This window comes from Pseudomonas sp. GW822-FHT02G04 (genome assembly GCF_058802085.1).
Genome location: NZ_JBXANU010000003.1, coordinates 434732 through 455114, shown reverse-complemented (window position 1 = coordinate 455114; position 20383 = coordinate 434732). Strand labels below are relative to the sequence as shown.

23 protein-coding genes are annotated in these 20383 nt (G+C 58.4%); 15 read left to right on the top strand and 8 right to left on the bottom strand.

What is annotated here, in order from left to right; all coding sequences use genetic code 11:
* Window positions 1–493: 493 nt before the first annotated feature.
* A complete protein-coding gene (locus AC1RO5_RS06905; RefSeq protein WP_493173827.1) occupies window positions 494–1714 on the bottom strand; it encodes a CaiB/BaiF CoA transferase family protein in 1221 nt (406 codons plus the stop codon).
* A 13-nt stretch (window positions 1715–1727) separates the two neighbouring features.
* Entirely contained in the window at window positions 1728–2909 is a 1182-nt protein-coding gene (locus AC1RO5_RS06900; RefSeq protein ID WP_493173825.1) for an acyl-CoA dehydrogenase, read from the bottom strand.
* Between the two features lie 157 nt (window positions 2910–3066).
* Between AC1RO5_RS06900 and AC1RO5_RS06895 the strand changes: the two genes are divergently transcribed.
* The 10 genes from AC1RO5_RS06895 (at window position 3067) to AC1RO5_RS06850 (ending at window position 12918) form a co-directional block, all read left to right on the top strand.
* Window positions 3067–3966, top strand: a complete 900-nt coding sequence (locus AC1RO5_RS06895) for a LysR family transcriptional regulator (protein WP_493173823.1) — start codon at window positions 3067–3069, stop codon at window positions 3964–3966.
* 434 nt (window positions 3967–4400) lie between these two features.
* Window positions 4401–5522: a Re/Si-specific NAD(P)(+) transhydrogenase subunit alpha gene (locus tag AC1RO5_RS06890; RefSeq protein WP_007940761.1), complete on the top strand. Its 1122-nt coding sequence runs from the start codon at window positions 4401–4403 to the stop codon at window positions 5520–5522.
* A gap of 15 nt (window positions 5523–5537) precedes the next feature.
* Window positions 5538–5861, top strand: a complete 324-nt coding sequence (locus AC1RO5_RS06885; RefSeq protein ID WP_007940759.1) for an NAD(P) transhydrogenase subunit alpha part 2 — start codon at window positions 5538–5540, stop codon at window positions 5859–5861.
* Window positions 5861–7309, top strand: coding sequence for an NAD(P)(+) transhydrogenase (Re/Si-specific) subunit beta (locus tag AC1RO5_RS06880; RefSeq protein WP_493173816.1), 1449 nt, complete (start codon window positions 5861–5863; stop codon window positions 7307–7309). Before AC1RO5_RS06885 ends, AC1RO5_RS06880 begins: the two co-directional genes overlap by 1 nt.
* A 188-nt stretch (window positions 7310–7497) precedes the next feature.
* On the top strand, window positions 7498–8991 hold the full coding sequence (scpC, locus tag AC1RO5_RS06875) for a succinyl-CoA:acetate CoA-transferase ScpC (protein ID WP_493173813.1): 1494 nt from the start codon (window positions 7498–7500) through the stop codon (window positions 8989–8991).
* Between the two features lie 325 nt (window positions 8992–9316).
* Window positions 9317–9532: a DUF1127 domain-containing protein gene (locus tag AC1RO5_RS06870; RefSeq protein ID WP_018927231.1), complete on the top strand. Its 216-nt coding sequence runs from the start codon at window positions 9317–9319 to the stop codon at window positions 9530–9532.
* Window positions 9533–9869: 337 nt separating this feature from the next.
* Window positions 9870–10187: a DUF2388 domain-containing protein gene (locus tag AC1RO5_RS06865; RefSeq protein ID WP_493173811.1), complete on the top strand. Its 318-nt coding sequence runs from the start codon at window positions 9870–9872 to the stop codon at window positions 10185–10187.
* A 107-nt stretch (window positions 10188–10294) separates the two neighbouring features.
* Window positions 10295–10612 (top strand): DUF2388 domain-containing protein, encoded by a 318-nt coding sequence (locus AC1RO5_RS06860; RefSeq protein ID WP_493173809.1) that lies wholly within the window; start codon window positions 10295–10297, stop codon window positions 10610–10612.
* Window positions 10613–10639: 27 nt separating this feature from the next.
* A complete protein-coding gene (locus AC1RO5_RS06855) occupies window positions 10640–10960 on the top strand; it encodes a DUF2388 domain-containing protein (RefSeq protein ID WP_018927234.1) in 321 nt (106 codons plus the stop codon).
* A complete protein-coding gene (locus tag AC1RO5_RS06850) occupies window positions 10957–12918 on the top strand; it encodes a DUF7844 domain-containing protein (RefSeq protein ID WP_493173807.1) in 1962 nt (653 codons plus the stop codon). Before AC1RO5_RS06855 ends, AC1RO5_RS06850 begins: the two co-directional genes overlap by 4 nt.
* A 289-nt stretch (window positions 12919–13207) precedes the next feature.
* Here the strand turns inward: AC1RO5_RS06850 and trpA are convergent, their stop codons facing one another.
* Complete coding sequence (gene trpA / locus AC1RO5_RS06845) at window positions 13208–14020, bottom strand: tryptophan synthase subunit alpha (RefSeq protein ID WP_493173805.1); 813 nt, start codon at window positions 14018–14020, stop codon at window positions 13208–13210.
* Window positions 14020–15255, bottom strand: a complete 1236-nt coding sequence (gene trpB, locus AC1RO5_RS06840) for a tryptophan synthase subunit beta (protein ID WP_007940749.1) — start codon at window positions 15253–15255, stop codon at window positions 14020–14022. The genes trpA and trpB overlap by 1 nt, the downstream gene beginning before the upstream one ends.
* A gap of 112 nt (window positions 15256–15367) precedes the next feature.
* Here trpB and AC1RO5_RS06835 point away from each other — a divergent pair, with 112 nt between their 5' ends.
* Entirely contained in the window at window positions 15368–16261 is an 894-nt protein-coding gene (locus AC1RO5_RS06835; RefSeq protein ID WP_493173803.1) for a LysR family transcriptional regulator, read from the top strand.
* Here AC1RO5_RS06835 and AC1RO5_RS06830 read toward each other — a convergent pair.
* Window positions 16258–16584, bottom strand: a complete 327-nt coding sequence (locus AC1RO5_RS06830; RefSeq protein WP_493173801.1) for an ElaB/YgaM/YqjD family protein — start codon at window positions 16582–16584, stop codon at window positions 16258–16260. The genes AC1RO5_RS06835 and AC1RO5_RS06830 overlap by 4 nt on opposite strands.
* Window positions 16585–16740: 156 nt before the next feature.
* Here AC1RO5_RS06830 and AC1RO5_RS06825 point away from each other — a divergent pair, with 156 nt between their 5' ends.
* Together AC1RO5_RS06825 and AC1RO5_RS06820 are read left to right on the top strand one after the other, a co-directional pair.
* Window positions 16741–16956, top strand: a complete 216-nt coding sequence (locus AC1RO5_RS06825) for a dodecin (protein WP_018927240.1) — start codon at window positions 16741–16743, stop codon at window positions 16954–16956.
* 129 nt (window positions 16957–17085) lie between these two features.
* Window positions 17086–17310: a DUF1161 domain-containing protein gene (locus tag AC1RO5_RS06820; protein WP_018927241.1), complete on the top strand. Its 225-nt coding sequence runs from the start codon at window positions 17086–17088 to the stop codon at window positions 17308–17310.
* A 64-nt stretch (window positions 17311–17374) separates the two neighbouring features.
* Here AC1RO5_RS06820 and AC1RO5_RS06815 read toward each other — a convergent pair whose 3' ends face one another.
* Window positions 17375–18376: an LLM class flavin-dependent oxidoreductase gene (locus AC1RO5_RS06815; RefSeq protein WP_064615703.1), complete on the bottom strand. Its 1002-nt coding sequence runs from the start codon at window positions 18374–18376 to the stop codon at window positions 17375–17377.
* 240 nt (window positions 18377–18616) lie between these two features.
* On the opposite strand from AC1RO5_RS06815, the gene AC1RO5_RS06810 reads away from it, so the two are divergent.
* Window positions 18617–19048 (top strand): OsmC family protein, encoded by a 432-nt coding sequence (locus AC1RO5_RS06810; RefSeq protein ID WP_493173799.1) that lies wholly within the window; start codon window positions 18617–18619, stop codon window positions 19046–19048.
* A gap of 174 nt (window positions 19049–19222) precedes the next feature.
* Complete coding sequence (locus AC1RO5_RS06805; RefSeq protein ID WP_493173797.1) at window positions 19223–19456, top strand: DUF1161 domain-containing protein; 234 nt, start codon at window positions 19223–19225, stop codon at window positions 19454–19456.
* A 6-nt stretch (window positions 19457–19462) separates the two neighbouring features.
* On the opposite strand, the gene AC1RO5_RS06800 is transcribed toward AC1RO5_RS06805, so the two are convergent.
* Complete coding sequence (locus AC1RO5_RS06800; protein WP_493173795.1) at window positions 19463–19882, bottom strand: PA0061/PA0062 family lipoprotein; 420 nt, start codon at window positions 19880–19882, stop codon at window positions 19463–19465.
* 40 nt (window positions 19883–19922) lie between these two features.
* Window positions 19923–20339 (bottom strand): PA0061/PA0062 family lipoprotein, encoded by a 417-nt coding sequence (locus AC1RO5_RS06795; RefSeq protein WP_019651186.1) that lies wholly within the window; start codon window positions 20337–20339, stop codon window positions 19923–19925.
* Between the last annotated feature and the right edge of the window lie 44 nt (window positions 20340–20383).

Here is a 20383-nt window from a genome sequence, read left to right as displayed (position 1 = left end):
TTGTTAAAGAGCGGTTGGTTAAGATCTTTCGTCTCAACCGAGGCGCGCATTCTACAGCAGCCTCTGTTGCTGTCAAGCGGTTATTTTCAGAAGCTTTCAAAGTTTCCTTTGCAACTTCAACCACTTGCGCTTCCGATCTCTCGTTAGCGGGAGGCGAATTCTACAGCGTTAGTCGCTGCTGTCAACACCTCTTTTTCTCCGCTTTCGACCGAGAAGATCGAACCGTCAATAAGGCGACAACACTCTGCCTTACCAACTCCTTCAGGCTTCGATGATCTGAAGCGTAACCGCTGCCGAAAACTGCGTAACTCATTGTTTACCAAGGAGTTTTTCGTTTCTACTGCGCCGGAAGTGGGGCGAATTATAGACGTCCAGAATCTGCCGTCAACCTCTAATTTGGCTTTTCTATCAATAGGTTGCAGAAAACCGGAAAACCGCCCGTTTTCCTCCTATATAGGAGAGCAAAACCACTCCATCTATATAGAAGAGGACTTCAGAGCACCCCCGCCTCTTTGAAAGCAGCGACTGCACCAGCATCCAGACCCAATACCCGCTGCAAAACCTCCAGCGTATGCTCACCCAATAAAGGAGGTGCACTACGGTACTCCACTGGCGTCTCGGACAGGCGTATCGGGCTCGCAACTTGCGGTACGATCCCGGCCAAAGCATGCGGCAGCTCAATAGCCAACCCACGAGCCTGAACCTGAGGGTCGGCAAACACCTGAGCCAGATCATTGATCGGCCCACACGGCACGCCTGCCTGCTCCAACCGCATCACCCATTCAGCAGTGGTCTTGAACACGGTCGCCTGGCGGATCAGCGGGATCAGCACCGCCCGATTTGCCACCCTTAACTTATTGGTCGCAAAACGCGGATCATCCGCCCACTGCGGCTGCCCGGCCACCTCCGCAAATTTGCGGAACTGCCCATCATTACCCACAGTGAGGATGAAATCGCCATCGGCTGTAGGAAAGTCCTGATAAGGCACGATATTCGGATGGGCGTTGCCCAGGCGTTTAGGCGCAATGCCCGTAGTCAGGTAGTTCATAGCCTGGTTCGCCAGACACGCCACCTGAACGTCCAGCAATGCCATATCAATGTGCTGACCGCCACCGCCATGATCCCGATGAGCCAGCGCAGCCAGGATCGCTACTGTTGAATAGAGCCCAGTCAGAATGTCTGTCAGCGCCACGCCGACTTTCACCGGGCCTGCACCTTCATCACCTTCGGGGCGACCGGTCAAACTCATCAGACCGCCCAAGCCCTGGATCATGAAGTCATAACCCGCACGCTTGGCATACGGGCCGGTCTGACCGAACCCGGTGATCGAGCAATAGATCAGCTTCGGATTGGCCACCTTTAGCGACTCGTAGTCCAGCCCATATGCCGCAAGACCACCGACCTTGAAGTTCTCGATGAGGATGTCCGACTTCGCCGCCAACTCACGCACCAGCTGCTGACCCTCTGGCCGCGTGAAGTCGATGGTCACCGATTGCTTGTTGCGGTTGGCGGACAAGTAATAGGCCGCCTCGCTGGTGTTCTCGCCATAGGCGTCTTTAAGGAACGGAGGTCCCCAGGCGCGCGTGTCATCGCCATTACCCGGACGCTCGACCTTGATGACGTCAGCGCCAAGGTCCGCAAGGATCTGCCCGGCCCAAGGCCCGGCGAGCACCCGCGACAAATCCAGTACCCGTAGATGCGAAAGCGCGCCCATGGCCGTTCTCCTGTTAATAGAACGCCTGGATGCCGGTCTGCGCGCGACCGAGGATCAACGCGTGGACGTCATGCGTACCTTCATAGGTATTCACCACTTCCAGGTTGACCAAGTGGCGAGCCACACCGAACTCATCGGAGATACCGTTGCCACCCAGCATGTCGCGAGCCATGCGAGCGATGTCGAGGGACTTGCCGCAGGAGTTGCGCTTCATCATCGAAGTGATCTCGACCGCGGCAGTACCTTCATCTTTCATACGCCCCAGACGCAGGCAGCCTTGCAGCGCCAGAGTGATTTCGGTCTGCATGTCGGCCAGCTTCTTCTGGATCAACTGAGTGGCCGCCAATGGACGACCAAACTGCTGACGATCCAGGGTGTACTGACGAGCGGTGTGCCAGCAGAACTCGGCAGCGCCCAGTGCGCCCCAGGAAATGCCGTAACGCGCCGAGTTAAGGCAGGTAAAAGGGCCCTTCAAACCACGGACATCCGGGAAGATGTTCTCTTCAGGAACAAACACGTTGTCCATGACGATCTCGCCGGTGATAGATGCTCGCAGGCCAACCTTGCCATGAATCGCCGGGGCGCTCAGACCTTTCCAGCCCTTCTCCAATACAAAGCCGCGAATATCGCCCGCATCGTCCTTGGCCCAAACCACGAATACATCAGCGATCGGGCTGTTGGTGATCCACATCTTGCTGCCGGTGAGGCTGTAGCCACCTTCCACTTTGCGTGCACGAGTAATCATCGCACCCGGGTCGGAACCGTGGTTGGGCTCGGTCAGACCGAAGCAACCAATCCATTCACCCGTGGCCAGCTTCGGCAAGTATTTCTGCTTCTGTGCTTCAGTACCGAATTCATTGATCGGAACCATGACCAGAGAGGACTGCACGCTCATCATCGAGCGATAGCCGGAGTCGACACGCTCGACCTCACGGGCAATCAGGCCGTAGCTGACGTAGTTCAAGCCACTGCCACCGTATTGCTCAGGGATGGTCGCACCCAGCAGACCCATTTCACCCATCTCACGGAAAATCGCCGGGTCAGTCTTCTCATGACGGAAAGCTTCGAGAACACGCGGTGCGAGCTTCTGCTGAGCGAATTGCTCGGCCGTGTCGCGAATCATGCGCTCTTCTTCAGTGAGCTGTTGATCCAGCAGCAGGGGATCGATCCAATTGAAGCTAGCTTTACCGCCCATGAGTGAGCCCTCTCGAATCGGGTCAAATAACGTGGATTGATCCTAGGCCGGGTTCGGCGTCCCGGCAAACGAGGATTTTGCATACTGTTGTGCTAATTTCTCACTTCGAAATGTCGCAGAATCGACTTTATGCGATGCATTAGTGAGGTTGACGTACATGCGCAGGAAGATCCCCAGCACAACAGCCCTGATCAGCTTTGAAGCGGCAGCGCGCCACGAGAGCTTTACCAAGGCTGCCCAGGAGCTTTCTCTCACTCAGGGAGCGATTTGCCGACAGATCGCCAGCCTCGAGGAGTTCCTCAATGTCGAACTGTTCCGACGTTCGCGGCGCGGAGTGAAGCTGACAGAAGCCGGGCTTTCCTACAGCCGCAGGGTGGCCACCCAACTCGACGCGGTTGAACGGGACACCTTGTCAGTGATGGGCCAGCAAGGTGCCAATGCGATCGAACTGGCGGTGGTTCCGACCTTCGGCACTCAATGGCTGCTGCCACGACTCAAGGACTTCCAGCACAAACACCCGGAGGTGACGGTCAACCTTACAAACCGTACGCGCCCCTTCCTGTTTGCCGACACAGACTTCGATGCCGCCATTTATTTCGGCGACGCCGACTGGCCGGGTACCGAGTCCCACAGGCTAATGGGCGAGAATCCGATGCCAGTGTGCAGCCCCACGTTGCTGGGCCAAAAAACCAACCTGAGCCCCGGTGAAATCGCCGAGTTGCCCTTGCTGCAACAGACCACCCGCCCTTATGCCTGGCGCCAATGGTTCAACTCCCAGAACCTGAATGTCCCGCGAGACATGACAGGACCGCGTTACGAGCTATTCTCCATGCTCGCCCAAGCGGCGATGCATGACATGGGGATCGCGCTGATTCCGCCATTCCTGATTCAGCGCGAATTGGCGGAGAAGCGTCTGGTCATTGCCAATGCTCAAGCACTATCGAGCATCAAGGCCTACTACCTGATGATTCCTGATCGAAAGGTCGAATCAGCCTCTTTGAAGGCATTTCGCGACTGGCTGGTGAATCAGGCACACAGCTACAACCTAGAAGGATAAAGGCTTACACCCATTAGTTGACTACGTAGTCAGCAATACAAAAGCACTACAGATATAAGTATTTGTCGCATATTGACAGACTGTACCGACAAACAGCACAAACGTCCCACAAGCGTTTGAGTACGTGGCTTTGAGCCTCTATTGGCAAGCAATGACAACCTATTCACCGTGCGGATGTGTAAATTCTTGAATTTTGGCAAAAATCCTTAGAGGCCACGGCCTGCAAGGGATTTAACGGAAAGGTGCGACATTCAGTCACGGGGTGACTTGTAGTTAATTTTCCGTCACCCGTCATAATCCCTTGAAGGGCACAAAGTTCGCCTGCAAAATGCCGCGCCCCGCCCTGATTTGGCGGGATCGTGCTGATCGGCCGCCCCAGCCGCACCATCCGAAGTGCCTGGGTTTACTCAATAAGATCACGCAGGAGATTTGACGTGCACATTGGTGTTCCTCTCGAAACCCAGACGGGTGAAACACGGGTTGCTGCAACCCCGGAAACCATCAAGAAGCTGATCGGCCAGGGTCATAAGGTCACTGTACAAAGCGGCGCCGGCATTAACGCCAGCGTTGTCGACAGTGCTTATGAAGCGGCAGGCGCAACCATTGGCAGCGCCAACGATGCGTTTGGTGCCGAGCTGATTCTCAAGGTGGTCGCCCCCAGCGACAGCGAACTGACGCTGATCAAGAGCGGCACCGTCGTGGTGGGCATGCTCAACCCGTTCAGCAATGAAACCATCGCCAAACTGGCCGAATGCGGTATTACCGCGTTTGCGCTGGAAGCTGCGCCACGCACCTCCCGCGCCCAGAGCCTGGATGTGCTGTCCTCCCAAGCGAACATCGCCGGTTATAAGTCCGTGCTGCTGGCCGCTCACTACTACCCACGCTTCATGCCGATGCTGATGACCGCCGCGGGTACCGTGAAAGCGGCGCGCGTGCTGATTCTCGGCGCCGGTGTGGCCGGTTTGCAGGCGATTGCCACTGCAAAACGTCTGGGTGCCGTGATCGAAGCGTCCGATGTGCGTCCTGCGGTGAAGGAGCAGATTGAATCCCTGGGTGCGAAATTCGTCGACGTACCGTACGAAACCGATGAAGAGCGCGAATGCGCCGTCGGTGTCGGCGGTTATGCGCGCCCCATGCCGGCCAGCTGGATGCAGCGTCAGGCCCTGGCCGTACACGAACGCGCCAAGCAGGCTGACATCGTCATCACCACGGCACTGATCCCGGGCCGCAAGGCGCCGACGCTATTGAGCGCCGAAACCGTGGCGCAGATGAAGCCAGGCTCGGTGGTTATCGACCTCGCCGCAGCCCAGGGCGGCAACTGTCCGCTGACCGTGGCGGATCAGGTCGTGGTCTCGAATGGCGTGACCATTGTCGGCCCGACCAACCTGGCCGGTGCGGTCGCGGCAGACGCTTCGGCGCTGTACGCACGCAACCTGCTGGACTTCCTGAAGCTGGTCTTCAACAAGGAAGGCCAGTTCGAAGTGAACCTAGAAGACGACATCGTCGCCGCGTGCCTGATGTGCCGCGACGGCCAAGTCATCCGCAAAAACGCCTAAGCAGGGATTCAGACGATGGAAGAGCTTATCTCCCCCGGTATCTACAACCTGATCATCTTCGTGCTGGCGATTTATGTCGGTTATCACGTGGTCTGGAACGTTACACCTGCACTGCACACGCCGTTGATGGCAGTGACCAACGCCATTTCGGCGATTGTGATCGTCGGCGCGATGCTGGCGGCCGCTTTGACCGTAACACCACTGGGCAAAACCATGGGCACCCTGGCGGTGGCTCTGGCGGCCGTGAACGTGTTCGGTGGTTTCCTGGTCACCCGTCGCATGCTTGAGATGTTCAAGAAAAAAGCCCCGAAAGCCGTACAAGAAGAGGCGCCCAAGTAATGAGCATGAATCTGGTAACGACGCTGTATCTGATCGCGTCGATCTGCTTCATCCAGGCCCTCAAAGGCCTGTCGCACCCGACCACGTCGCGGCGCGGCAACGTGTACGGCATGCTTGGCATGGCCCTGGCAATCCTCACCACCATCGGTCTCATCTATAAGCTGGCGGCGCTCTCTATTGAGCAAGGCGGTGCTACCGCCGGCATCGGCTACGTCATCGTCGGCCTGCTGGTAGGCGGCACCGCCGGTTCGATCATGGCCAAGCGCGTTGAAATGACCAAGATGCCGGAGCTGGTCGCCTTCATGCACAGCATGATCGGCCTGGCAGCGGTGTTCATCGCCATTGCAGCCGTCGTCGAACCGCAGTCGCTGGGCATCGTCAAACAGCTGGGCGATTCGATTCCGGCGGGTAACCGTCTGGAGCTGTTCCTCGGCGCGGCCATCGGTGCAATCACCTTCTCCGGTTCGGTGATCGCATTTGGCAAGCTGTCGGGCAAGTACAAGTTCCGCCTGTTCCAGGGCGCACCAGTACAGTTCAGCGGTCAGCACAAACTGAACCTGCTGCTGGGTCTGGCGACGCTGGCGCTGGGCGTCACGTTCATGCTGACCGGCAACTTCAGCGCCTTTGCGCTGATGCTGATCCTGGCCTTCGTGATGGGCGTACTGATCATCATCCCGATCGGCGGCGCCGACATGCCCGTCGTGGTGTCGATGCTCAACAGCTACTCCGGCTGGGCAGCAGCGGGTATCGGCTTCTCGCTGAACAACTCGATGCTGATCATTGCCGGCTCGCTGGTGGGTTCGTCCGGTGCGATCCTCTCGTACATCATGTGCAAGGCGATGAACCGTTCGTTCTTCAACGTGCTGCTCGGCGGTTTCGGCAACACCGCGGACGCTGGCCCGGCGGGCTCCAAAGAAGCCCGTCCGGTGAAATCCGGCTCGGCGGACGACGCCACCTTCCTGCTGACCAACGCCGACACCGTGATCATCGTTCCAGGCTACGGCCTGGCGGTAGCACGGGCGCAGCACGCGCTTAAAGAGCTGACCGAGAAGCTGACCCATCGTGGCGTGACCGTGAAGTATGCGATTCACCCGGTTGCCGGCCGGATGCCCGGCCACATGAACGTCTTGCTGGCCGAGGCCGAAGTGCCTTACGACCAGGTGTTCGAGATGGAAGACATCAACTCCGAGTTTGGCCAGGCCGACGTGGTGCTGGTGCTCGGCGCCAACGACGTGGTGAACCCGGCGGCCAAGAACGACCCGAAATCGCCGATTGCCGGCATGCCGATTCTCGAAGCGTTCAAGGCCAAGACCATCATCGTCAACAAGCGCTCGATGGCCAGCGGCTATGCCGGCCTGGACAACGAGCTGTTCTATCTGGACAAGACCATGATGGTTTTCGGCGACGCCAAGAAAGTCATCGAAGACATGGTTAAAGCCGTCGAATAAAACCCTTCGGCAACCTGAACGCCCCGACTCGTCGGGGCGTTTTTGTTTGCGTCTGTTACCGATCCTGTAAAGGTGTTTTGCCTGAAAGCACCGGAATAGACGCCTCGAATGCGACCTTGGTAGCGGGACGGGCATCGCTCGAATTCACTAGACTGCGCACCTTGCTTCCGTTGCCCGAGATAACAATCATGTACCGTGACCGTATTCGCTTTCCTTCATTGTTGGACAAGGTAATGAGCGCCGCCGACGCTGCCGCTCTGATTCAGGACGGCATGACCGTCGGCATGAGCGGCTTTACCCGAGCCGGCGAAGCCAAGGCCGTGCCTCATGCACTGGCCGAGCGCGCCAAGGTCACGCCACTGAAAATAAGCTTGATGACCGGCGCCAGCCTGGGCAACGACCTCGACAAACAGCTGACTGAAGCCGGTGTACTGTCGCGACGCATGCCGTTCCAGGTGGACAGCACTCTGCGCAAGGCGATCAATGCCGGCGAAGTCATGTTCATCGACCAGCACCTGTCGGAAACCGTAGAGCAGCTGCGTAACCAGCAACTCAAGCTGCCGGACATCGCGGTGATCGAAGCCGTGGCGATCACCGAGCAGGGCCATATCGTGCCGACCACCTCGGTGGGCAACTCGGCCAGCTTCGCGATTTTCGCCAAACACGTGATCGTCGAGATCAATCTGGCGCACAACCCGAATCTCGAAGGCTTGCACGACATCTATATCCCTACCTACCGGCCGACCCGCACGCCTATTCCACTGGTGAAGGTCGATGACCGCATCGGCAGTACCGCCATTCCGATACCACCGGAAAAAATCGTCGCGATCGTGATCACTAATCAATCCGACTCGCCCTCTACTGTGCTGCCGCCGGACGCAGACACCCAGGCCATCGCCGACCACCTGATCGACTTCTTCAAGCAAGAAGTGGCTGCCGGGCGCATGACCAACAAGCTCGGCCCGCTGCAAGCCGGCATCGGCAGTATCGCTAACGCGGTGATGTGCGGCTTGATCGACTCGCCATTCGAAGACCTGACCATGTACTCCGAAGTGCTGCAGGATTCGACTTTCGATTTGATCGACGCCGGCAAGCTGAGCTTTGCTTCGGGCAGTTCGATCACCCTGTCGAGCCGGCGCAATGCCGATGTATTCGGAAATCTGGAGCACTATAAGGACAAGCTGGTACTGCGCCCCCAGGAAATCTCCAATCACCCCGAAGTGGTGCGGCGCCTGGGCATCATCGGCATCAACACCGCGCTGGAGTTCGATCTGTACGGCAACGTCAACTCCACCCACGTCTGCGGCACGCGGATGATGAATGGCATCGGCGGCTCGGGCGACTTCGCACGCAATGCGCATCTGGCGATCTTTGTCACCAAGTCGATCGCCAAGGGCGGCGCGATTTCCAGCGTGGTCCCCATGGTCAGCCACGTCGATCACACAGAACATGACGTCGACATTCTCGTGACCGAGATCGGCTTGGCCGACCTCCGAGGCCTGGCGCCGCGTGAGCGTGCCCGCGTCATCATCGACAACTGTGTTCACCCGGACTATCGCCCAGCCCTGAATGACTACTTCACTGCTGCTTGCGCGGTCGGCGGGCACACCCCGCATATCCTGCGTGACGCACTGAGCTGGCACATGAACCTGGAAGAAACCGGGCGCATGCTGGCGGTGTAATTGATACAGATAGCAGCTGACGCAAACACAGTTTCGTCAGCTCGCTGTTGCAGCATTCTTTTCAATCAAAAACTGTACTGCTGTACCGGTCTTTTCCTACCGTAATTGCCTACCTTTTCCAGCCAAACGCCTATTGATGCACCATAATGGTGCTGATAGGTACAGTTGCCTCAATTTAGACCAGTACACCACCGTTTAACAGTTAACTGGTCTCTCACAATACAGGTGAACTGTATCTACAGAGACTGGCCAAACGAGAGGATCATTGGCATCAGTCAAAGTTAAACCACTACCTAATCCCGCCATAAGCGGAAGGATGTCAACCATGGAACGTACACTCAGTTCCGAGCTGTTCTTCGAAGACACTGCTGCAAAAACCCAGGCTTCCCTGCCTTTGCGCGTTATCGCCAACCTGATGCTGTGGCAGCGCCGCATCTCCAGCCGCCATCAACTGGCTCGCCTGGATTCGCGTCTGCTGGCTGACGCCGGGATTAGCGAAGCACAACGCTACGAAGAGCTGAGCAAGCCGTTCTGGCGCTAAGTTAGCGTCGCTGGCTCTGACCCACCGGGTCCACCGCCAGCAACCCGAATTGAATAAACAAAACCCGTCGTGGGAAACCACGACGGGTTTTGTCGTTTTAGGCTTCATATTGGGTCGTATAGAAGAGAAAATCGCCAACAGGTACAGTTTTCAGGAATATAAGTTATCACCAGTACAGTTTAATCTAAGTGTGTCTGCGCTTGCCTGCGTAACAGACAGGACTGTTCTAACCGACATGCTCAGGCCTAATATCCAGATAGAACGTGGCGAACGCTTTAAGACGACAGGCGTCTGATCCTGTGCCACCTCTCTATCGATCTATCCAAAGGAGCTACTCATGTCCCGTCTTCGTTTGCTCAGCGCTGCCGCCCTGCTTGCCATGGCCGCCAATGCCCACGCCAGCAGTTTTATCGTAACCACCGACTCCATCGTTAATGGCCTGAAGGCTTCCTCCGACGCGACTTCGGATGTTTCGTCCTCCTTTCGTGACGACAAAATCGTCCGTGCTGCCCGTGACGACGCGGCCAGTTTCGTTGCCAGTGAAGGTGCCATCCGTGGCGTGAAGCTGGAAAGCGCACTCGACCATATCCGCCAACAGGCTCCGCAACTGAATGCGACCGACGCACAGCTGGCTCAAGCCATCCTGACGATCTAAGCAACTGCGCCGAACCGGGACACGCCCATCGTGTCCCAATGTTTCGGCGCTGGCTCTAGCCTGGGCATTGCGCTAGCCTTGGGGCTCGCTTTCAGCTATCGAGCCTCATGCATTTTCTTTCAAATCTGTTGATCACCCCGGTTTTTCTCGCGGCCTGCTGGTCGGGTTCGGCCCATGCTTTCGACGCTTTCAACCTGTCTACACAAGGCACCGTAGCCAGTGGTTACGCCACCAGCATGGTGACCTCCGCCCCCTTCGACCATAAACTGCTGATCGCCGCCCGGGATGACGCTGCAGCGTTCATCGCCAGTGACGGCCAACTGCGAGGAGCACAACTGGAATCGGCCTTGATCTATCTGCGCCGGACCCAGCCAAAACTTCATGCCAGCGACCTTGAACTGGCGCAGGCAATTCTCGTCCAATAGTTATCCTTGTTTTTCCGGAGTCACTCCATGCGTAGCCCGCTGATTGCTGCCACCCTTGGCCTGCTGTTGTTGGCCGACGTGGCCCAGGCGCACACCCTGGTAGCCACCAGTAACATGATCATTCGTGCCTCCCAGCGCACGCTTGATTTCACTTCCGATACCACCACGTCCATCCGCGATTCGAAGATCGTCCGTGAAGCCCACGACGATGCGGCCAGTTTCGTCGCCAGCGAGGGTGAAATCCGTGGTGCACACCTGGAAGCGGCCTTCGACACCTTGCGCACCCGCGTACCGGAAGCCCGCGACGCCAGTGATCAGGTTCTCGCCGAAGCCATCCTCGCACTGTGAAATCACTAAGCGCCTGGCTGCTGGCCGGGGTTGTGTTGCTGCTTGGCAACACGGCTCAGGCCAGCCTGCAATTACGCCTCAAGACCGACGGCCTGAGCCCCGCGCAACAGCAGGCCAGTCAGGCGCTGCTCGATGAAGCCATGCAGGCGTTGCCGCCACGCTTCATCGAGAAACTGGACCGGCACATCGATGTCGGCTGGACCGACAAGATGCCGAGCAATGCCTATGGCCAGGCATCGCTGGTGTCCGAACTCGACCTTAATCGCAACCTGCTCGCCAGCCTCACCGACGGCAGCGCCGCGACCAAAAAAACTTATCGTCCCCACGGCACAGTGCGCCAGGAAATGCTCGCCACGGTGTTGCACGAGCTCACCCACATCTACGACCGCGCACGCCTCTGGCCGGACGCCGAGCGCACACTGATCCAGCGCTGCACACAACGTAACAGCAGCTCCGGGCTGATCGGCATCCCGGATCAGTGCCGCGGACAGACCGACCGACGCTGGACCCTCAGCGACGACCCTCGCCTGCTCGATCTGGCCGGCTGGCCGCAATACGTCGGTCGGCGCGGTGAGCGCGAACAGCACAACCGGCAGATTGCCCGCAGCCCGGACATCTACGAGACGAGCAGCCCGAAGGAGTTCGTCGCGGTCAACATGGAGTACTTCCTCCTCGACCCAAGCTATGCCTGCCGTCGGCCTGCGCTGTATCGCTACTACAAAGAACACTTCGGCTGGGCGCCCGCCGCCAAAGACAAATGCGCCCAACCATTCGCCTTCCTCAATGCGGGTAACGATTTCGCCAAACAGCCCTTGGGCCAGGTCGATCCGGAACGGGTGTATGCCGTCGACTATCTGCTGGCAGAAGCCAACCAGAACTGGGTCAGCCGCTGGGGTCACAGCATGCTGCGACTGGTGATCTGCGCGCCCGGTCGGCCTCGCGGGCCGGATTGCCGCCTCGATCTGGATCAACATCTGGTGCTGTCCTACCGCGCTTTCGTCGGTGACGTACAGTTGTCGAGTTGGGATGGGCTGGTGGGCAAATACCCATCGCGCCTGTTTGTGTTGCCGCTGGCCCAGGTGATCGACGAATACACCAAGACTGAACTGCGCAGCCTGGCCTCGGTGCCGCTGAACCTGTCGCGCAGCGAGATCGAAGACGTGGTGGAACACGCCGCCGAGATGCACTGGAGTTACGACGGCAATTACTTCTTCCTGTCCAACAACTGCGCCGTGGAAAGCCTGAAACTGCTGCGCAGCGGCAGCAATAATACCCAACTGACAGGGCTCGACAGCATCATGCCCAACGGCTTGCTGGAAGTGCTCAAGGGCCGCGGACTGGCGGATACCAGCGTGCTCGACGACCCTCGCGAAGCGTTACGCCTGGGCTATCGCTTCGACTCCTTTCGCGAGCGTTATCAAGCGATGTTCGAAGTGCTGAAAAAGCATTTGCCGATCAATCAGGAAAAGGTCGAAGACTGGCTGGCATTGAAAGCTGATGAGCGCCGCAAATGGATTGACCAGGCGGACCTGCGCACCAGCGCGGCATTGCTGTTACTGGAGCAGGCGAGCTTCCGCCAACAATTAGTGTTGGCCCAGGACGAAGTCAAACAGCGCTACCTGGGCGCTCGGGAATTGAACAACGGCGGCATGGATAAAGCCAACGCGACCTTGCAGCAGATTCTCGCCAACAGCGGCTTCCTCAGCCGTCCGGCCGAACTGCTCGGCACTGGTGGCTATGGTTTGCCGCAGCCAAACGAATGGAAACGCCTGGAGTCGGAAAGCAACCTGCGTCAGAAGCAGCTTCAAGTGCTGACCGGGGACCTCGACAAGGAAGTGCGAGCGCTGCTCGAGCCGAGCCGCGCTGCTGAAATGGCCGCCAACGAAGAGAACCTGAAGCAGGTTGGCGAACATTTGAGGAAGTTGCACAAGGCTGCGGGCGGGTTGGAGTTGCCCTGAAGCATAGGACCCCGAAAGAGCAGAATCTCTGTGGCGACGGAGCTTGCTCCCGTTCGGCGGCGAAGCCGTCGTCCTATGGTGTCTGGTCGATTTCGGGGGCCGCTTCGCGCCCCAGCGGGAGCAAGCTCCCTCGCCACAGCCGGTCTCGTGATTGCTAGTTGTGGATCAATACAAGACCCCATCGAGACATACAGCAAAAAGGGCTTCAGAACGTAGTCCTGAAGCCCTCGGTCTTGCTGTTTAGTCTGTCCCGCGAGGCGCTAATTGCTCGGTCTCAGGAACTTTACCTTCAGCTGACCCGCGCCTTACGCACGCCATCGGACAAGGCCGCACACAGGCTGAGTACGCCCTCTACAGCCTGATCCGGAGTTGAGGCATTGGCGATGTGATCGATCAGCGCCGATCCCACCACCACACCATCGGCCAGACGCGCGATGGACGCTGCCTGTTCCGGTGTGCGAATACCGAAGCCGATGCTGATCGGCAGATCGGTATGGCGACGCAGACGGGTGACGGCTTCTTCGACATGTTCCAGAGTCGCCGCGCCCGCACCGGTCACACCCGCCACCGACACGTAGTAAACAAATCCGGAACTGCCATTCAGAACGGTCGGCAGACGCACATCGTCAGTCGTCGGAGTGGTCAGACGGATAAAGTCCAGGCCCGCCGCCTGTGCCGGGTCGCACAATTCAGCGTTATGTTCCGGCGGCATGTCGACCACGATCAGGCCATCGACACCGGCTTCTTTGGCTTCGGCAATGAAACGTGGCACGCCGTACATGTGAATCGGGTTGAAGTAGCCCATCAGCACCAGCGGAGTCTCGCTGTTGCCTTCACGGAACTCGCGAACCATTTGCAGGGTTTTCGCCAGGTTCTGTTTGGCGCCCAAGGCACGGATGTTGGCCAGCTGGATCGCCGGGCCGTCGGCCATCGGATCGGTGAAGGGCATGCCCAACTCGATCACGTCAGCGCCAGCACCGGGCAAACCTTTAAGGATCGCCAGGGACGTTTCATAGCTTGGGTCGCCGGCGGTCACAAAGGTCACCAGGGCGGCGCGGTTCTGTTCCTTGAGTTCGGCAAAACGCGTTTGCAGGCGGCTCATCAGTGTTTCTCCTGCTTGGACTGCACTTGTTGAGAGTTTTCCATGTGGTGCATCACGGTTTGCATGTCTTTGTCGCCACGGCCGGACAGGTTGACCACCATCAGGTGATCTTTCGGCAGGGTCGGTGCGCGCTTGAACACTTCGGCCAGGGCATGGGCGCTTTCCAGTGCAGGAATAATCCCTTCCAGGCGGCAGCATTTATGGAATGCGTCGAGGGCTTCGTCATCGGTCACCGAGGTGTACTGGACGCGGCCGATGTCATGCAACCAGGCATGTTCCGGGCCGATGCCTGGATAGTCGAGACCGGCTGAAATCGAGTGCGCGTCAATGATCTGGCCGTCATCGTCCTGCAGCAGGAACGTACGGTTGCCGTGCAGCACGCCCGGTACTCCGCCGTTCAGGCTGGCCGCGTGCTTGCCGGTTTCGATACCGTAGCCGGCCGCTTCGACTCCGATGATCTCGACGCTCTTGTCATCGAGGAACGGATGGAACAGGCCCATGGCATTGGAACCACCGCCGATGCACGCCACCAGGCTGTCTGGCAGACGGCCTTCCTGAGCTTGCAACTGCTCACGGGTTTCCTTGCCGATAACGGCCTGGAAGTCGCGAACCATGGCCGGATACGGGTGCGGGCCGGCCACGGTGCCGATCAGGTAAAAGGTGCTGTCGACGTTGGTCACCCAGTCACGCAGTGCTTCGTTCATTGCGTCTTTGAGGGTGCCGGTGCCAGCGACCACCGGGATCACTTCGGCGCCCAGCAGCTTCATGCGAAACACGTTGGCTTGCTGACGTTCGATGTCAGTGGTACCCATGTAGATCACGCAATCGAGGCCGAAACGCGCGGCCACGGTGGCGGTCGCCACGCCGTGCATGCCGGCGCCGGTCTCGGCAATGATGCGTTTCTTGCCCATGCGCCGCGCCAGCAGGATCTGGCCGATGCAGTTGTTGATCTTGTGCGCGCCGGTGTGGTTCAGCTCTTCGCGCTTGAGGTAAATCTTCGCGCCGCCGCAGAACTCTGTCAGGCGCTCGGCGAAATACAACGGGCTTGGACGTCCGACGTAATCACGCTGGAAGTAGGCCAATTCTTCTTTGAATGCCGGATCTTCCTTGGCCGCTTCGTATTCGCGGGCCAGATCGAGGATCAACGGCATCAGGGTTTCGGCGACGTAGCGGCCACCGAACGCGCCAAACAGGCCGTTGGCGTCGGGGCCGTTGCGCAGATTTGTCTGGGTCATGGGGCGCTCCAGTTGTATTCGAGAGGTGATGATGGGGTTCACTCTACCCCTGACATCCCACGCTGAAAACCGATAAGATCGCCACAACCTGTCAGGAAAACTCACAGATCCCATGAGCCATGACCTCCCCCCGCTGAATGCGCTTCGCGCCTTCGAAGCCACTGCCCGTCTGAACAGCGTCAGTCAGGCTGCCGAACAGCTGCACGTCACCCATGGCGCGGTAAGCCGGCAACTCAAGGTGCTGGAAGAACACCTCGGCGTGAGCCTGTTCATCAAGGATGGACGCGGCCTTAAACTCACAGATGCCGGCGTTCGTTTGCGCGATGCCAGCGGCGAAGCCTTCGAGCGTTTGCGCAGCGTTTGCGCCGAGTTGACCCAAAGCACCGCCGATGCGCCGTTCGTGCTCGGCTGCTCGGGCAGTCTTTTGGCGCGCTGGTTCATTCCGCGTTTGGGGCGGCTGAATGCGGACCTGCCGGATCTGCGCTTGCACCTGTCGGCTGGCGAAGGCGATCTTGATCCACGACGACCCGGTCTGGATGCCCTGCTGGTATTTGCCGAGCCGCCATGGCCGGCGGATATGCAGGTCTACGAATTGGCCAGCGAACGAATCGGCCCGGTCATGAGCCCGCGATTTGCCGGTTATGAAAGGCTACGAGACGCACCGGCAAGCACACTGTTGAGCGAACCCTTGCTGCACACCACCTCACGCCCGCAAGCCTGGCCGAGCTGGGCACAGCAAAGCGGCCTCGACGACAAGACGCTGAAGTACGGTCAGGGCTTCGAGCATTTGTATTATTTGCTGGAAGCGGCAGTGGCCGGGCTGGGCGTCGCCATCGCGCCCGAGCCGCTGGTGGCCGAAGACGTGAAGGCCGGTCGCCTGGTTGCGCCATGGGGCTTCCGTGAAACCCCGGCGCAACTGGCGTTGTGGCTCCCCAAGCGCGCCGCGGACGGGCGCGCTCGGCAGTTGGCGCAGTGGCTTAAAAACGAACTGCGCCAGACACCTTAATGACCGCGCCTGAACAATAAGTAGGCCGCGAGCAATCCCAGCGCACCAACGGCAACACCGGCTGTAGTCCAAGGGTGTTCCTGGGCGTAGTCACGTGTCGCGATCCCGGTTTCACGGGTTTTGACCTTGACCTCTTCATAGGCATCGGCGAGCAGATGGCGCGAGTGTTTCAGCGCGTTCTCGGCGTTGCTTTTCAATGTCTTGAGAGTTTTACGCGACTCGTCCGAGGCGTCGTCCTTCAGGTTTTCCAACGATTTCAACAGACTCTCGATCTCGGCTTCCATGCTTTGCAATGAGGCGTTGCGTAACGACGTGTTGGCCATGATGGCTCTCCTGCATTGTTGATGAGTGACGTGTGTTGGTTGGGACTTCAGGGGTTCGAGAAAGTGCAGTAAATCTGAACGTCACTACGGATTGGTCGACAGAAGAAATAAGAAAAATCACTGCTAGGCTGTATTTCACACCTCAAGGAGAACGCCATGTCTGACCATCACACCTACAAGAAAGTCGAACTGGTTGGCTCGTCCACCAGCAGCATTGAAGACGCCATCAACAACGCCCTGGCCGAAGCCAACAAAAGCCTCAAGTACATGGAATGGTTTGAAGTGACCGAAACCCGCGGGCATATCAAGGACGGCAAAGCTGCACACTTCCAGGTGACACTCAAAGTCGGTTTCCGGATTGCCAGCAGCTGAGTTTGAGCCAGCCGTCTGAACTTGCGCGCCGACCGCATGCCATAGGAAACAGCAAAGCGCTACAGGGAGAGCGCATCCAGTCGATAGCTGGATGCCCTCCCTCTATTGATCCGACCAAGGAGTGCACCCATGAAGAAGTTTATTCTGGCGGTAGGTTTGTTGAGCCTTGCGGGAACAGCCTTTGCCCAGGTCAAGTCGTGTGAAGAGCTGAAAGCCGAAATCGCTGCAAAACTGGACGCCAAGGGTGTTTCCAATTACACGCTGGAGATCGTCGACAAAGGCACTGCTGCCGGTGGGAAAGTCGTCGGAAAATGTGAGAAGGGCTCCAAGGTCATCGTTTACAAGCAAGGCTGACCGCCCTTAAAAATGAAAAAGCCGACGCAATGGCGTCGGCTTTTTTGTGGGTGCCGTTTAGATGTCAGCCCTTCATGACCTGCGCCAACAGTTCATAGGAGTGCACGCGATCGGCATGTTCATACAGGTCACAGGTGAAAATCAGTTCATCCGCCTGAGTCTGTTCGATCAGCACCTCAAGCTTGGCGCGGATTTTCTGCGGGCTGCCGACCATGGCCAGCCCCAGGAAATCACCGACCGCTTCTTTCTCATGGGGTAGCCACAAGCCGTCCATGGTCTTCACGGGTGGGCGTTGCACCAGGCTCTGGCCACGCATCAACGCGAGAATCCGTTGGTACACCGAAGTGGCCAGATAATCGGCCTGCTCATCGGTATCTGCCGCCACCAGCGGCACACCGAGCATCACGTAAGGCTTATCCAACACCGCTGAAGGCTTGAAGTGGTTGCGGTAGACGCGAATCGCTTCATGCATGAAGCGCGGTGCGAAATGTGAAGCGAATGCGTAGGGCAAACCGCGCTCACCGGCCAGCTGCGCACTGAACAGGCTCGAACCCAGTAACCAGACCGGGACATTGGTGCCGGTACCCGGCATGGCAATGATCCGCTGATCCGGCGTGCGTGGGCCGAGGTAGCGCATCAATTCGGCCACGTCTTCCGGGAAATCGTCGGCGCTGCCGGAACGCTCGCGACGCAAGGCGCGGGCGGTCATTTGATCGGAGCCGGGCGCGCGCCCCAGGCCCAGGTCGATCCGGCCTGGATACAGGCTTTCGAGGGTGCCAAACTGCTCGGCGATCACCAGCGGCGCATGGTTGGGCAGCATCACGCCACCCGAACCGACACGAATGGTCGAAGTACCGCCGGCCAGATAACCCAGCAGGACCGAGGTCGCCGAACTGGCGATCCCGTCCATATTGTGGTGTTCGGCGACCCAAAAACGGTTATAGCCGAACTTTTCGACGTGCTGCGCCAGGTCCAGGGAATTGCGCAGAGACTGGGCCGCACTGCCGTTCTCACGCACGGGCACCAGATCGAGGGTCGAAAACTTGATCTCAGACAGTCGTTTCATAAACCTGCTTCTCCAATGGGTAAGCAGGTTTTTTCACCAACGAAAACCTGCCGAGGCTATAAGCGTGTTCTATGCAATGAGGGCATATACCCGAGTTTCAATAGAAGATACAAAATTCCCGTGCCATGAGAGGCCTGATCAGATGAGGTGAACTTTGCCTGACGGTCTATCCTCAGAACCCTGGTAACCGAAAACCACGAAGGCGTGACGGTTCGCGCCGGATCTTGAGGAGGCAGAGACATGGCTATCACAAAGAAAGCATCGGCTCATTGGGAAGGTGATCTGAAAACCGGCATCGGCTCGATTTCCACGGAAACCGGTGTACTCAGAGAAGCGCCCTACGGCTTCAAGGCCCGTTTCGAAGGCGGTAAGGGCACCAATCCGGAAGAGTTGATCGGCGCGGCCCACGCTGGCTGTTTCTCCATGGCGTTTTCAATGATTCTCGGTGAGGCCGGCCTCAAGGCCGACAGCATCGACACCAACGCCGAAGTCACCCTGGACCAGGTGGACGGCGGCTTTGCAATCACCGCGGTAAAACTGACCCTCAAGGCGAAAATCCCCGGGGCGACCCAGGCGCAATTCGAGGAGCTGAGCAACAAGGCCAAAGAGGGCTGCCCGGTGTCCAAGGTGTTGAATGCGAAAATCAGCCTGGATGCGACGTTGGTCAGCTAAACCGATAAAAGATCGCAGCCTTCAACAGCGCCTACATTGATCGACCGGTAGTCGCTGCCGAAGGCTGCGATCTTTTTTGCGTTGAAACAAAACCTGGCTGGCGTAATTGTGGTCGAATAAATGACAGCAGCTTTAGCGCATCACCGTGCGCGCTGCCTCAAGGGAGCTTCAACCATGAAACGTTTTGCCTTGGCGGTTATCTGTTGCACGCTAGCCACATCGGCCCTCGCGGCACCGAAATCCTGTGAGGAGCTCAAGGCCGAGATCGAAGCCAAGATCCAGGCCAATAACGTCTCGTCCTATACCCTGGAAATCGTCACCAACGACGAAGTGCACGATCAGAACATGGTGGTCGGCACGTGCGAAGGCGGCACGAAGAAAATCATCTACCAAAAAAATGACAGTTGATTCGCCTCACATGAGGCAGTAGCTCTCGCGATCTTCGGCGACAATCTCCCGCTTGGCGTTATACAGCCGGGCGCTGGGGGTGAACGCTATGGAGCGAGCTTCCAGCAGATAGCGCTGGCCGGCCTCGAAATGGTCGTAATTGATGGTCAGGTAGCACAACCGCTCGAGCGGACCGTTCATCAAGCCCAAGCCCCCGCTAAATACTTCAAAATCGAAACGCACTATCAGCTCATGGCTACCCGGGGTGACCTGGAAGTAACGACCATCGCGCAACCGCTGGTTGTCCAGCCGTTCGGCCATCAGTAGTTTCCCGCCGGGGCTCGGCGTGGCGAAGTCGACCCAGGCCATCTGCGGATCGACCGCAGGCAACGGACTCGTGCAGCCGACAAAGGCACCTGCAGCGAGCAACAGCAACAACCTGCGCATGATGAATATCCCAAGGACTGGTCATTCAGCATAGCGCCGATCAGGTACGTTGGCAGCCCGCGGGCTTACCCTGCCCAATCACTTTTCGCTGCTGGTCATAGAGCTTTGCCCACGGCCGAAAGCCGATATTCCCCGCTTGCAGCTGATACCGCTGCCCGGCGTTGAAGTCCTTGAATTTCACATTCAACTGGCAGTCGCGCCACAGCGGCTCGGCGTCGGGGCCAATGTTGGTCGGCTGGACCGCGAACAAGTAGCGAACCTTCAGCTCATGGCTGCCGGGCTGCACCTGGAAGTAGCGCTTGTCGATGGAAGTCTTGTTATCGACTTCCAGCGCTTGCAGCGCGGTATCTTCCTGCCGTGAGTCCAGATCGATCCAGGCCTGGGAAGGATCAGGGGTAGGCAATCCGGCACAGCCGGCCAGCATCAGCAGGCCTCCCGTCAGCATCAATTTGCGCATAGCGGAGCTCCAATAGGCGGGATAGTCTTGCGGGCAGACTTTCC